We start from the raw sequence: 14,293 nt of genomic DNA on the forward strand, positions 1-14,293 counted from the left end.
GAGGCCGGCCGCCCCGGACCGCTGGTTGTTCTCCAGCAATCGCATCTCGCACGTGCCCTCTTCGATTCGAGTGCGAATTTCCGTGGTGCAAAACTACCTGCAGTCACTGTTGATCGCACTCAGAGGGGGCGCGCCATCGTTGCTAAAAGCATTTTGCAAAGAGCAACCAGAAAGCCATCAGTAGCTTAATATGTGTAGCCAGTGAAGGAGGGCCCTAGTGCCGGGCTTTAAAAGGAGCGGGAAATTTGATTACGACACACATGGGCTCCTTGAGCGCCGCTCATAGGGGCTATGCCTACCAAGATTTGGTTACCGCATACTTACTGGTTCGAGCACTTGTTCACCAGCATGAAGCGGTCATCGTAGATCGTAAAACTGTCGAAGACGACCGCTTCGACGATCTTGAGGTGACGGCCAATGGAACCAGAATCCGGCGCCAGCTAAAGTCCAGCCTGAACCCCGACGTCGCACTGAAGCTTCAAGATTTCACAGGCCATGCCTCCTCTCTTCGATTTGACCGTTTGGTTCAGACGTTCACCCATGCGGGCATGGACGCAGCTGACGAGTACAGGCTCTGCGCGACCTGGCAGAGCCCTGTTATAGCCGACGCCTTGTCCGCTTTATTTGAAGTGTCAGATGCCGCTGGCACGTTCGCAGGGTTTACTACAAAGCGATATCGCATCGATTCAGCTCGAATCTGGCCACATGCCGAAGGCCCCAAACTCTCGGTACTCTGCCCCTCCAAGGAGGGCCCAGCACCGCTTACCCGAGATCAGGTTGTCGCTTTTTGCGAGCGCTTTGTCATTGAACTTGCTTTGCCCTCAGCAACGCTTGATCTTGATAGCCCCGGCCCGTTAGAGGATTTACTGCTCGACTTGTTGAAGAAGGATGTTGGAGTAGGGCGATACCCCAACGCCGAAAGACGGCCTGAGGATGTTGCAGCGTTAGCTATTCACATCGCCACCAACGCGCGCATTCAAGGCGAGAGACTGACTCCTGGGGACGTAGCAAGTCGTTTGATGCTGCGCACAGATTTCGGGCGAGTACTTCAACAGTTCCCGATTGATAATTCTGTGCTACAGCCGCGACCGCACGTTCGCGACAATCTGGCTGAAACGGTGCTGCAGGGCGGCGTTCATTTGATCCTTGCTGGCCCAGGATCAGGTAAATCTTGGGAGTTGACGCAGCTTGCCGATTTTTTGCGAAATCGCGGTGTTGTTGTAGCGCAGCACTATTGTTTCCTTGCCCCTGGAGACGGTTTGGCAGAGAAGCGGGTTAGCACCAACATCCTGTTTGCAAATCTTCTGGGGGACATCCAGGACTGGTTGAGTGAGCAAGAGAGCGTATCTGCTCGGCAAACCTTCGCGGCAGGAGCTGATGTCCTTGAAGTAAGCCTGCAGCAGATCGTTGAAAGCGGATCCCGAGTCGTCATTATTGTTGACGGTATGGATCACATTGCGCGAGTACGCAGCACCTCTCAAAGCCTAAATGACAATGAAACAGATATCGTGGAGCGCTTATCTACACTTGCTTTACCCGAAGGTGTATCGCTTGTCATTGGCTCTCAACCTGGCGAGCATCTTGATCCTCTCCGAGATCGTTTCAAGGACTCACTGCACCAGCACACCCTTCAAGCATGGCAACGCGAAGAAATAATTTCTCTGTGTGACAAACACGGCGTTTCACAAGCATTTGAAGACGTCGCCATTTGCGACCAAGGTGAACGAGACGAGTTACTCACCTTACTGGCGTCGAAGGCCCAAGGAAATCCACTCTACACCCGCTATTTGTCGGTTGGCCTCGTTGAGGGGTTAAAGAGCGGGCGCATTCAAGCGCCTCATGAGTGGCTATCTTCAGCGCCAGCCTTGGACGGTGACATTGCCCGTTACTATCAACACCTGAACCTGACCGCCAGCCGCAACACCATTCCCGTGGCTAATATCCTAGGTGTTCTTGATTTCTCGGTGACGGAGGCAGAGCTGCAAGAAATTGTCGGGAGCTTGATGCAAGACTATGTTCCCGAAGCGCTGGCCATGCTGTCCCCCATCCTTTCCCGCGCCACAGGTCAAGGCGGTGTGCGGATATTTCATGAGAGCTTCAGGCGCTTCATTCTTGACGAGTTACAAGCCGCAGGCAAAAGCGTTCGCAATATCCTGAATCCGGTCATCGCCTGGCTAGAATCCAAGGACTTTTTTCAGGACGCTCGCTCATACCGCTTTTTGCTTCCCTCTTTGCGCCGGGTGGGACGGGACGACGAGATTCTGGAGCGGGTCTCTGCCACCTTTGCGCGTGACAGTCTCGTTCATGGACACTCTCGAACGTCTATTGAGAACGGCGTCTCGCTTGCAGCGGACATTGCGGCAAGCAGCGGAAACTGGCCAGTGCTGCTCAGGTGCTCTGAGATCTTCCGTTCACTCGACATGTGCTTTGACGAAGGTACAAATCGCTGGCATCCGTATTGGATCACCTACCAGGCGCTACATGGGCCGCACGCTCTCGCACAACGCATGCTTTTCGATGGGGAACCAACTCTGGATGCGACTCAAGGACTGCTCGCGTGTGAGGCGGTCGAGGCACAAGGCGCAGTAGCACCTTGGGCGGAATACCTTGAGTTGTGGTTTGACGGCCACCGCAGCAGTCACTCTGATCACTTCGATCCTGAGGCTGATCTGTATGAGGAGGAGAAGGTTTACCTGGCATCGCTGCGTGGACAACTGCGCTTAGGGTATACGTTTGGTGTCGCCCGAGAGGTTTGTGATCAGTTGTATTTCGAGGAAGAACTCAAATTCATCTTCGTACGTAGGCTTTCGAGCATGCTCTCTCACGAGCTACCTATGTCTTCCGTTGAACGTCTCGCTGGGCGAGTGCGCGTTCAACCTGATCAGCGATTCGGCTTAAACGATGAGCGCGCGTGTGCGACTTGGTTGGGGCTGTCAGACGTAGCATGGGAGGCGAGCAACCTTGTGGCAGCAGCAGATTACGCCAGCAACGCGCTGCGTCACGCCAGAGGGGTAGAGCAGGCTATCTGGTGTTTTGAGCGAGGCGCTTCAGTTGAAAATGGCAAACCATTTTTGGTCGAGCCAGATACGCTCGACATCGCTCTGGGCGACGATGGCCACCTACACAGTGCCCAGCCAGTGCGTGACTGGGTCGCATCCACACGTCTACATGCCTTAACTGGCAACTCACAAACCCTGGACGCAGAGCGGCATCGTGTTCAAGGAGAGGGCTGGTACCGTTGCTGGCTACGTTTCGTGATAGCAAGCGCAGAAGCTGAAGCGTCGACCATCCAAAACAGGCCATACGACTCTAATGCTGTTTTTGCACAGCTGCTCGGGGATCTTCGTCCCTTCGTGGGTTCTCCTCGGGCATGCGACCTCTACCTAATCCATTCAGTTATAGCCGATAGCCTCGCCCGAGCACTGAGTCTCCCTAGAACGCTGGAGGAATGGGAATACGCCATTTCTTCCATATCCGAGGCTCGTCTGGGTATTGCGACCCAGATGGACAGGGAAGACGGCGGGGCTATTTCGGCCAATACTTTTTTTTCGATACTAATTCCCTACGCTAAACATGAATCAGCGTCGCAGTTGGTGGTCGACGCTTTAGATCGTGAACTCGTGGCGGAGGAGATAGACGGCGGTACTTACTACAGCAACCATGCCGAGTTTTCCATGCGGTTGGCACAGGCGTTAGCAGTTGCAGGACAACCTGAGGCGGCGGCCAGTTATTGGCGGCACTCTTGTGGATTTCTACTGGGGTACGGGTTTCACAAAGACACCTCTCTATTTGACCTGATCGAGAGTGTGAGCGCCTTGAAGAGTGGGTCTTCCACCGCAGCGCTTGATGGCTTGATCAAGTTACAGCCGCTCGTGCGGGCAGTAAGGAACCATACCGACGGCAGAGAGACAAAGCATGCGCCGAATGCCTGGTTCAGTGCGCTCATGGCTGTTGACCCGGTACGCGGTGTTCGGCTTTTAGCGTCGACGTTGGCACGTGAGCGTGGGGGGGAGTCTTGGGTCACGCTCGCCGCGCTGACGAGCGTATTGACGAAGGTTGCCGAAACGGCAGATCCGCTCTTGCTCGATGGGGTTTGGGGCTCAATCTTGTTCGTGGTTGACCATGATGGTGCCGGCAGTAAGCTTGTCATGGAGCGGCTCAGACCGCTCGAACGGCTTATCCCGAGCAACGTATCCTACGTCCAGGATCGATTCACACAACTATGTGCAGAAGTGTTAGATGACGCTACGGGGTATCGGATCGATGCCGTTGAGCGACTTCTTACATTTGCATCAGAGCATGCGCTTACAACTCCAGCAGCCCTGCGTGATTACCGTCATCCCACGCAGATAGTACGCAGTGAAAGCAGATCCCGTGAACACGACACCACAGGTGAGGAGCTTCGTCCCGCCTTTCCTCAAGCGCGTACCTATACGGATGTGCTGTCTACGCTTCGCAGGCTAGGTGAAGCGAAAATCTCGGATTCCGAGATCGACGGGGTAGTGACACTACCTCTGGCTTATATCATCAGCGAAATGGTCGACGCAGGCGATGAATTAGCAGCCCAACGACTGATCCACTTTTATGTGCACGATACGGATTACTGGTTTCGGGATCGTTACCAGGCCATCAAAGGCCTGGCTGACGCGCTTGATAACGCCGGTCATGTACAACTGGCCGCCATCACGTACGTGCTTGCATATAGTTGTGCAAAAGGCGGCGGCTGGCATAACGTCGGCGGCCGTAAGCACGCAGCTTCGGTAGCCAGAGCGCTTGAGCTTGATCCTGCGCAAGCCCGGCAGGTGCTAGCAGACGAGACGGCCCGTAAGCTGCGGTCTGGCAATGTTCATGGTGTGACGCAATGTCTGGTTGAGCAGCTTGCCGAATGGGAGGCTCCAGGCATCGCAACACAGGCTTGGGCGGAGGCATTCGATGTGATGGAGCTTCGTTTGCCGCTGCCGGGACGCTACCTTGGGTTTGAAGATCTTGAGCCGGGGGGCTGCGACTGGTCAGTGGAAGAGGCCTTGATCAGCCTGCTACTGAATCGCCTGGGCAATCCGGTCTTGCCACGCAAAGGGCTGGTCTTGAGTGCCATAGCACGTCTGCTGCGTGATCGTACTCATCTATTCGCGCGTCCTTTGAGCCACTGGCTACTGGCTGATACATCAGTGTCCTCGCTGCATCTAGTGCTTCGCGTGTTGCTTGAGTCTCCAGTCGATCTTTCACACCTGATTGCCGATGTCACACCCGAGCTTACGCTGTGTGCCGAGTCCGACTCCTGGGCAGTGGCGAGCATGGCGCAACTACTTCTTGCCAGGATAGATGTGACAGTTGCAGACCGAACTGATCCGACGATGTCGTCCACACCGGTCGTTCGTCAACAGTTACGGATGATCGCGGCACTTGAGCAGCTTGAAGTGATGGAGTTTCTGGCGCAGTTCTGGCCTGACCTCCCGTACATCATCGAGGGACGTCTGAATAACATCATGTGGCGTGATTCTATTCCAGGTCGCCGGCGATGGGAGCTCAGTGTCGGTCGTGATGGCAATGCCCGTCTTCCCGCCCAAGTCTTGCTATGGCAAATGGAACTCTATCTATCCATTCTTGACTCCATGCTCGTTAGCCTTCCGCATCCCGTAGGGCTGCCCGAAGGCTTCGAATCAGAGTTGGTCGAGGAGATGCTCCGCTACATTCTGCCAAATATTCCGGCGCACTTGATGGCTGTCGCCAGCAGGACGCCGCGCCCTAAATGGGAAGCCAGCGCACGCAATGGTCTTAACCCGATCGTCACAGTTGCCGACGATGATCCGGAGTACAGTGGCTGGATTCGACTTGGCTTCTATGAGGAGGAGCATCCTCAAAACTCACGTATAAAATCGGATCGGCAGCGAATGATTATTCGTATGGGCGGGATTGTCGCAGTGCATCCTGATGAAGATATCCCGCCCGATGCGTGCCCTTTCAACGAAGGGTATGTTGAGGACTGGTTGATCAGCGCGGGCAGTCCAGATGAGCTAATGGACGAGCGTAGTCTTTGGTTAGTAAACCGGGTCCCGATTGATGACTGGTTGGGAAGGACTTCATTACTGGTCCCCCCGGCAAGTCTTCAAATGCTCGCTGATCTGCGACATTGCGGATACGCAGGTTCTATGAGATGGGTGGATACCGCCGGAAACCTTGCGGTGGTTCAACGTACGTGGCGAGTGCGGAGCGATCAGATTTCAGTTGAGGACTCATACTGCGTAGAGGGGTGTGACGTACTGATGCGACCGGATCTACTACCTACACTACACCTAGCGTATGGGCCTTGGTTAACGGAGTTGAGTCAGGTCATGTGACCTTTGTCGTGCACATAGACTGGGAGCATACCGCCTCGTCCGGATGGGGTAGTCAGTGAGGGCTACTGACGGGAAATTGCCCTTGATGAAGGTCCACTTTGGGTTGTGGATTCAACCATTCGCGACCGACCGTTTTCGACCCAAAGCGAGAGTTAGGGACTTGTCGGTAGTGACCGGAAAAGGCTGGTTGCTGTCTGCCGGATTTCGCAGCTGAACGTCGGCGGAGGCTGCAAGCTGACTTTCAACCGTGTGGGAGCCGGTAGACTAATATTCACAAGAAACCACGCGTCCTCTCTTATGGTGAGGCGGTGGCGTAGGATCTTGGTCTGCACTGCCAGGATGTATATTTTTTGACGATGACCAAGTCAGCGACTTCTTCACCATCGGTGAACCTCGGCGGTTTCAAGAGGGGATGGACGTGTCCTGCGTCCGCAGGAAGTCGAAGAGCTGCAGGCTCAACGGGGCGTGTAGTAGATGGCGTCCAGAAGCGCTGCGCGTCCCAACCAGATTTCGGCGTCAGCCGCATTGCTCGGCTGCGGATGTCTCCACCACGGATCACCGTGCATCGGCTCAATGATGCGCTGCCAGTAGTTCTCCAGGTTCGTTGTGCTCGGGCTGACACCGAAGTTTTCGCACAAGTCCTTTCGGTTGGCCGAATCGATGCACACGAATGCGTCAGGCCGCTTCATCGCCAAGAGCCTAGTCGCGGTCGGTAGTCCGCCGACTCGCCCGTCCTGATCGAAGGCTGCTCTGAACGCTTTGCAGTAGCGGTCGTAGTCGTCCTGCGTGCCCGCGCCCATCAACGGGATGAAATCGAGGGCGTGGGAGAGACCTGTGGGCGCTTCGATGACCAGGTTCGCGAACGTCCCACTTGCGCCCATGCTCCCGAAAAGCCCGTAGTCCACGCCTGGCTGCTGAGACTTCTTGCGCCCGAGAGTGCCGGCGACCAGCTTGCGGTCGTCCTTGTTCCACTTCGCGTAGGGTATGCCAGTCGCGAAAAGGGCGCGAGCCTTTGTCAGAACGCCCAAGCGCTCCTTAAACAGGTGCGCAGACGGGTGTGATGAGCTTCGGACCTGCACGAGGTAGTCCGCCCAGCTCATGTCATGTGGCGCTCGCTTGGTATTCGGCTTAGAAGGTGGCCGAACGTCAGCGAACTTGATCAGTTCCTGTCGCGCAGCCGTCTTAGCAGCGTACTGGTGACGGTACCGAAAGAGGAACTCGTGAGAGATGTCCTCCGCCCCTTTCCACGCTTCTGCGACGAAGCGACTGAGGTCTACTAGCGCTGCATCGTCGAGCGAGCCATCAAGCAGCACGCTCGCCTCGACGTTTCGGCTCATCGCCGCCTTCGTGAGATTCGGGCTCCCGACCACGCAGCGTATGCGTTGCCCGTTACGAAACAGGTAGACCTTCGGGTGGAACAGATCGCCCGTAGGAGGAACGACGGCTGCGGCCGCTAGTGCTGCAGCCCGCTCAAGCACCTCGGGTTGCGTCTGGAACATATGAGTGCCGACAACGAAGTGCTCGAACTTCGAGCTGTCTTTCATCGCTGCCTCGAAGACCGCGTTCTCGGTAGCCCAGGCTACTGCCCATTGCATCGACTCGCAGTTCTCAACCAGCGCTATGAGTGTCGACTGCGTCTGCGAAGCCGACAGGAACTTCACATCCATCTCTGCTTTTCCTCGTGCTTCTATTGAACTAAGTCCGGTGCGCTTCTGGGAAACGTCAGGAGAGGCGGACTGCTCGTGCAGCGACCGGCATGTAGAGCCATCGCTCGCTCACGGGCTTGCCGGTTGCGTTGAGAAGGGCATGACCGTAGGACTCGAGCTGGGGGCCGTGCTCGGCCACCAGGTCCTCGTCTCTGGCTGAGCCTCCGGGGTTCGACTTGTGGTCCAGGAGAATCCAGCCGTCTGGCAACTCCACCAGCAAATCGATGCGGCCCCTGATACGAGTGCCGTTCGGGCCATCTGCTTCGATGGGTACCTCGACGTAAACGGGACAGTCGGGCCAGCGCTTGGCTATCCAAGCTTGGAACGCTGAGGTCTGGGTGCACACGGCATCCTTATCTACAGAACCAGCCACGGCCCAGGTCTTCAGAATGCCCTCGACGTCAGGGGGAGAAATACCGCCAAGCACGCCGGCGCGTGCGATACACAGGTGAAGCGCCGTGCCCAGCGATGCCATGTCGGGCTTGCCTGCCAGGCTTAGCCGAACTCCGACGGCGTCGGTCTCGACAACCGTGAATGCACCGCCCGAAGCAGAACTCGGGCGGTGCCACAAAGGTTCGGCCTGCACGCGCGGACGAGTTGTAAACCAGTGGCAAGCCTCGGAGGCTTTGGCAGGTGGCTCCGTTGAGCACTCATCCTTGTTCCAGGACTTAGATAGCCTGGAAAGCTGCTTGCCTTCGGAAGTCGTTATTATTTCTGAGTCACCGAACAACAGCTCGGCTGCACCTTTAATCTCGCCGACCCAGGCGCGGCCCGGCCCTGACCTGCGTACGAAAGATAGTGCGACGTTCATGTCACGTGCGCGGGTCAGGCCCACATATAGCAGACGCTTGTTCTCCGCCAAGGCCTCTGCCTGCATGGCTTGGCCAGTTACGCTGGCTTCGGCATTGAGTGCGGCTTGGGGCTGGGACCGCTTGCCCCAGGTCTTCAGCCAGCAGTGTACGAAGCGGTTGGCGAGCGGCTGCTGCGGATCGAAGCCCCCAACTGTCCTCGCGCGCACGCCCCAAAGTGAACTGCGTGCTGTCGCATCGAGGCTTGTCAGCACGACGATTGGCCACTCCAGCCCCTTGGCCCCGTGATAGGTGAGGACTGAGACCGAGTTGTCTTCTGAAATGGCCCGGTTATCGTCCTCTGCGCTGGCGAGTTCGTCTAGCCAACGAAGCATGCCGCTGACGGTCGCCGGTCGCTTCGCGGCGACACACTCGTCCTCGAAAGTCTTTCCGAGCTCGACCAGTGCCTCGACATTGGACAGCCTATTGCGGCTCTCGTGAGGGGAGGTGGACCATTCGCCGACCCGCCGCACCACTTGGGACTCGGCAGCAGCAAGTCGCAGTACTTCCTGTGGCGTCAAAGCCATTAGCGTTGGACGCAGCTTTTCAATCGGGCCAGTAGCGGATGGGCGCTGTCACCCTTCGTCAGCCACTCGTGTGACCTCACCCCATCGGTGGCTAGGTATTGCAGCCTGTCTGCAAGCCAGGTCTCGATCGGAGTGCCATCGGCCAGGGTTAGTACCAGCGCCGTGGCGACGGTGTCGGTTGGGTCGTTCATGCGCCTCAGACAGGCCATGACATAGATGGCTTCGGCAGTTCCCAATAAACCGGAGCGTGGGCTGGCTGACGGGATGCCCCAGCGGGTGAGCGACGTAACGGAATATTCGACCTGGTCGTTGTAGCGACAAAGCACTCCGATATCGCCGGCCTGAATCGGACGGAGCTCCTCGGTGTCCTTGTCTTCGACCTTGACCCCGGACTCCAGCAGCTCGCGGATGGCCTGGCCAAGACATAGGTAATCCGAGTCGTTTCGGCTGCTCTCGAAGTTCCAGTTCAACAGCGCGGGCTGGTCCGGAATGTCCTTGCGCAGTGGCTGCAACCGAACCTGTTCGGGCGTCAGCTCAGGCTCGAACGCAGAGATGAATAGACCATTAGTGAGCGAGACCAGGCTTTCGTTGGAGCGCCTGGAGGTGTCCAGGGCCTTCCCTACGATTCCGCCCCAGCCCTTGATGGCGTTGAGAACGCCGGAAATGAGGCTTGCATCAGTTCCGCGGAAGCCATAGATAGCCTGCTTGGGGTCGCCGACCCACACCGACTTCTTAGCCAGCTTGGCCAGCTCGATGAAAAGCGCTAGCTGGAGAGGGCTGGTGTCCTGGAACTCATCAACCATGATGAGATCCAGTTCTGCCGCCAAGACTTCCCGGACAGATGGCTTTGTTCTCAACGCACGTAGCAGCAACACCTCTTGGTCGCTGAAGTCGACGGCACCCAGCGCCTTCTTAGCCTGCTCGTAGGCATTGAGAACGTCGGCGGCGAGGTTGAATATCTGGTCAAGGTACTGGCGGACTTCGGCATGAAAGGCCGGGTGAGACTCGTGGACCTGCGCTGCGGATTTGACTGGCGCCACGATATCTCTGACCTTGGCGCCAGCGTCAAATCCGGCTGCGCCGATCCAGTCGGGCCAGCACCAGCGGCCTTCACGGAAGAGTCGATCTAGCTTCTGGAGTCCCTCTAGGCCTTTTAATAGGTTGTCTGCAACTTTGGCATCGACAGCTTGCTGCTGTTCTACGTATGCCGCTACCCCCTTGTGTGCTTCTGCCAGCGCAGTCGCCAATGCTTCGGTTGGGTCCAGCCCCGTAGCCGGAGCAGGCCAATTCGTGAGCATCGCGTCCGCGTTCTGGGAACCCATCACTCGAAGCTCCTCCGGTCCAATATCGTTGTCGAGTGCGGCCTTAACGACAGCCTCAACAGTCTTGGATCAGTCCGCCTGCTCGATGCCGAACCGCTCTGTGAGCCGAACAAGCTCCGTTTGAGCGTCGGCTTCCATCGACTCGGCAAGTGTAGCTTTGAGCAGTCTCTTGGATTGACCCTCGCCCAATACAGTCTGATCGGGAGACAGGCCCAGCTCAAAGCAGAACCGCTTGAGCATCTGGCCGCAAACGCTATTGACGGTGCCCAAGCGGGCCTGGCCGATAGCTGTGGCCAGGTCGATACGTCCATTTTCAAGCAGCCAGGAGCGGGCGCGTTCGCGCAGTTCGGTAGCGGCCTTCACGGTGAAGGTCGTGGCCAATATGGCGTGAGGGCGCGCTGTGCCCGATTCGAGAGCTTGAGCGAGTGTTTCGGTCAGCTTGTAAGTCTTGCCACTGCCGGCGCCTGCACTGATGAATTCGATGTTGCTCATCATTTCCAGCCTCCCAGCAAGATAAGGTGATCTCGGTCCCATTGGTTTGGACCGTTGACCGGAAGGGTCCCCTCAGGGCCTTGGAACTCGTCACTCGGATCTTCCGGAACGACTTCGATGGTCCCCGCATCCAACTGCTGCTTGCGCCACTCCCACGTGGTGCGGGCACGGTCTAGTAGGTTGGAGACGGTTACGCCGTCGGGCGGTCTTCTGACTTGCGCTTTTGGGAAAATGTCGGCAGCGGTGATGTACAGTCCCCCGCTTTCCAGGATGAAATAGCCAAGCGCGGCGGGTGCGACACCGCTTGTTTGCTCTATGAGGCTGGAATAGAGCGCCAACTGTAGGTGCTCACCAGAGCGAAGCAGCCCGGCGTAGTAGGTATCGCCTCTCCACTTTATGTCCACGGCGACAGTTCGCTTGTCACCAAGCGTGACCAAGAGATCAATTTTGCCGATCAGCGGAACTGCTCCCAAGGTTCCTCTGAACTCCACCTCAGTCTGAACCTGAATGGCACCTGCGAGCCTGAGGTGATCGAGGAGACTACCTATGGCTCGTTCGCAAACCTTCCGGAAGTGTTGCTGCGTTACCCCCGCGCCCTGCATGAGTAGTACAGCGCCTTCAGTCAGCAAGAGCGAGTCGGCTTCGGCGCGGAACCAGGCAACGGCATCGGCGTTTGACCAACTCAGGGCATCGTTGTGCGCGAAGAGTTTCTCGAGCACCCGATGAGCGAGGATGCCCAGCAGGCGGTTGCCCTCATCCACCCCCAGGACTGAAGTAGGATCTAGCTTCGCCACTCGTTTCAAAACGAATAGGGCCGCGTCATTGAAGAGCTCGTTGAGCGTAGTAAACGACTGTGAGGCGTCGCCGAGCTGCACGGGATGAGGGAGTTGGATGTGTCGTGGAATAGCGGGCAGCGACTGACGTGCAAGCACCTCGGCAGTTACCCCGAGAAGTGTGGAGTCGAGTGCAATGTCCAGGTCAAGCGAAGCGGACTCGATATCCGGTACGAGCTTCTTAAGAAGCTGGCGAATCGGATGTACTTCTGAACCGGGGGGAGGGTAGACGATGATGAATCTTTTTCTCGCAGCAAGTAGTGGCCGCAGCCACTTCAGTGCTAACGATACAAGCTCACGCGCCGGGTCTCGCAACTGCACACCTAATTGAGTCAGAGCATTCACCTCGGCAGGAGACCAAGGCAGAGGTGAGGGCAGGGCAGGCGTAGATGGCATCCACCAGATCACTTCATCAGCGGCTTCGATGCACGCGGCTGCCGTGCTGGTCGAGCGCATGCAGCCGACATGGGAAACCGCAGCGGGGTTGGTTGCCCCGGCGGGCGTGGCGTGGGCGACCAACTGCTCGACTTGCCGAGGCAGCACCGTGGCCAACCCTTGCCGAGCCAACTCGATCAATGCTTCATGGACGGCCGCACATTGGCTATGCGCTGCCGTGAAGCTCGCCGCATCAGCGGATTCACCTGAAAGGCGAAGCCGCATAGCCTCCTTCATCCGGGCGACGCGAGCAATCAGTGCATCGACCGGCACTCCATCGGTGCGTGACCAGCGCTCTGACTCCAGCCAGAAGGTAATTTCATCTGCTATTTCCTGGGCATCGTCACCCGCTGCGATCTTGGCCTTAGCCGCCGTCCAGGCGTCGCTCCCAATTCCAGGCTGCTTGGCGACAGCACGAGCGAGCCTGCCTCTCGCAGGACGACTGAATGGGCCAACTGGGTGCGTCAGGAAATCCAGCAGTCGGTTCATGTCTATTGGTTCCCAGCACATTTCCAAGGCAAGGATTAGTGCCTGTAGGGCTGGGCGAAGCTGACTAGGGCGTTCGAACCCGCAGTTGACCCCGCCGGTCGCAGACAGCGACACATCTAGCGAGTCGCCAGCATCCTCAGCCAGGATCAGCCGGTCGCCGGGCTGGTGCAAGTGTTGTGCGCTCAACCAGTGTTCGGCGGTCGTGGCCGCGAGAGCGTGCACTAGCAAGACTCTCCTGTCGGTCTGCACGGTCAGATTGCCCGCAGAGCGTCCAGCCAGAACGGTTAGGGCTTGCTCTTGCAACGCACGGAGTTGGCCTTCTCCCTGTGGCTCGGGAAGTCGGACTTCGACCGCTGGCAGGCGCTCGAGCACCTGCCGCCAGAGAAGCGGGAAGTCTTCGGGCGGGTCAACCAGGTGAACTGACTTGATGGGGCCGGGGCCGGACGCACTCAGAGCCTGTATCACCAGGTGCAAGCGCTCGGCCTCTCCGGGCGGCAGCGTTTCGAGAGCTGCCTTTTCAATGGCGGCAAGCTCCTGGATTCGCGAAGTATGCTCTGGATTCGCGCTCCCGTCCCAACCGCCAAGCCGCCACTCGTCACGCCAGGCCAGGAGGCGCGCAGCCGTACCAATACTGTCGGCCTTCAGGGACTCACTGTAGAAGCGCGAGTTGTTGTCATGGATGCGCAGCAGGCCAGAGTAGATGGTCACGCGTTTGGCCTTGGACGCTTCTGGCGCGCTTAGACCAAGGTAGGTCTCCAGCAGGGACAGGAATCCGAGGCGGCCGACTATCGGGGTGTTGAAGAAGTTCGTCGGGGACGGCCCTTGACGGGTATCCAAGAAAAGGCCAAAAGTGATGTGCACGCTACGGTTGACTTCCTTGACGACAATCCAATGCAGGCGTCCTATTGCATCTTGTTCCCCTGCTCCTAGACGACAAGACTAACCGAAAGCAACCATCACGTACGACCGAAAATTGCTGAGAGCGGCTGTCAGACCACGACTGCCTGTGTGTCAGATATCGCAGCAAGGCAGACAAGGAACTGCGCCTACTGAATTTTTGCTCTTTACCGTTAGCAGCCTTTGTCCAACTAGAGGTCTGGTAAAGCCTGCTGGCCCCCTGGAGTGAGCAGCCGACTTTTGGCAGCGTTTTGAAAAGCGTCGGAGTAATACCTGAATTCAGCTTGGCGACTTACACTTGAAATATTAACTGCACAGGAGGTATCACTCGGTTGCTCACGCACTTGGGCAGAGGGGAGCATCTCATCGGCTTACCTTCACACCGCGGTGTGTGGGAACAACAACG

Annotated in this window: 6 protein-coding genes; 1 reads left to right on the forward strand and 5 read right to left on the reverse strand. The window is 57.5% G+C overall.

Translation table 11 applies throughout. The annotated features are described in order from the left end of the window. Positions 1-245 precede the first annotated feature (245 nt). Entirely contained in the window at positions 246-6,338 is a 6,093-nt protein-coding gene (locus ACU680_RS05725; RefSeq protein ID WP_448178884.1) for a hypothetical protein, read from the forward strand. Between the two features lie 455 nt (positions 6,339-6,793). On the opposite strand, the gene ACU680_RS05730 is transcribed toward ACU680_RS05725, so the two are convergent. From ACU680_RS05730 to ACU680_RS05750, 5 genes are all read right to left on the reverse strand, one after another. Then, positions 6,794-8,005: a phospholipase D family protein gene (locus ACU680_RS05730; protein ID WP_448178885.1), complete on the reverse strand. Its 1,212-nt coding sequence runs from the start codon at positions 8,003-8,005 to the stop codon at positions 6,794-6,796. Positions 8,006-8,060: 55 nt separating this feature from the next. Then, positions 8,061-9,413 carry a 3'-5' exonuclease gene (locus ACU680_RS05735; protein ID WP_448178886.1) on the reverse strand — a complete coding sequence of 451 codons (1,353 nt, stop codon included), beginning with the start codon at positions 9,411-9,413 and terminating at the stop codon, positions 8,061-8,063. Positions 9,414-9,418: 5 nt separating this feature from the next. After that, positions 9,419-10,741 (reverse strand): UvrD-helicase domain-containing protein, encoded by a 1,323-nt coding sequence (locus ACU680_RS05740; protein ID WP_448178887.1) that lies wholly within the window; start codon positions 10,739-10,741, stop codon positions 9,419-9,421. A 69-nt stretch (positions 10,742-10,810) separates the two neighbouring features. Continuing rightward, positions 10,811-11,236 carry a UvrD-helicase domain-containing protein gene (locus ACU680_RS05745; RefSeq protein ID WP_448178888.1) on the reverse strand — a complete coding sequence of 142 codons (426 nt, stop codon included), beginning with the start codon at positions 11,234-11,236 and terminating at the stop codon, positions 10,811-10,813. Then, positions 11,233-13,851, reverse strand: coding sequence for a PD-(D/E)XK nuclease family protein (locus tag ACU680_RS05750; protein WP_448178889.1), 2,619 nt, complete (start codon positions 13,849-13,851; stop codon positions 11,233-11,235). The genes ACU680_RS05745 and ACU680_RS05750 overlap by 4 nt, the downstream gene beginning before the upstream one ends. Between the last annotated feature and the right edge of the window lie 442 nt (positions 13,852-14,293).

This window comes from Pseudomonas sp. LF020, from assembly GCF_053456425.1.

What these genes read in the sequence shown, in the direction of transcription:
- ACU680_RS05730 (WP_448178885.1), bottom strand. Translation starts at nt 8,005, where the DNA reads ATGGATGTGAAGTTCCTGTCGGCTTCGCAGACGCAGTCGACACTCATA.
- ACU680_RS05745 (WP_448178888.1), bottom strand. Translation starts at nt 11,236, where the DNA reads ATGATGAGCAACATCGAATTCATCAGTGCAGGCGCCGGCAGTGGCAAG.
- ACU680_RS05740 (WP_448178887.1), bottom strand. Translation starts at nt 10,741, where the DNA reads ATGGGTTCCCAGAACGCGGACGCGATGCTCACGAATTGGCCTGCTCCG.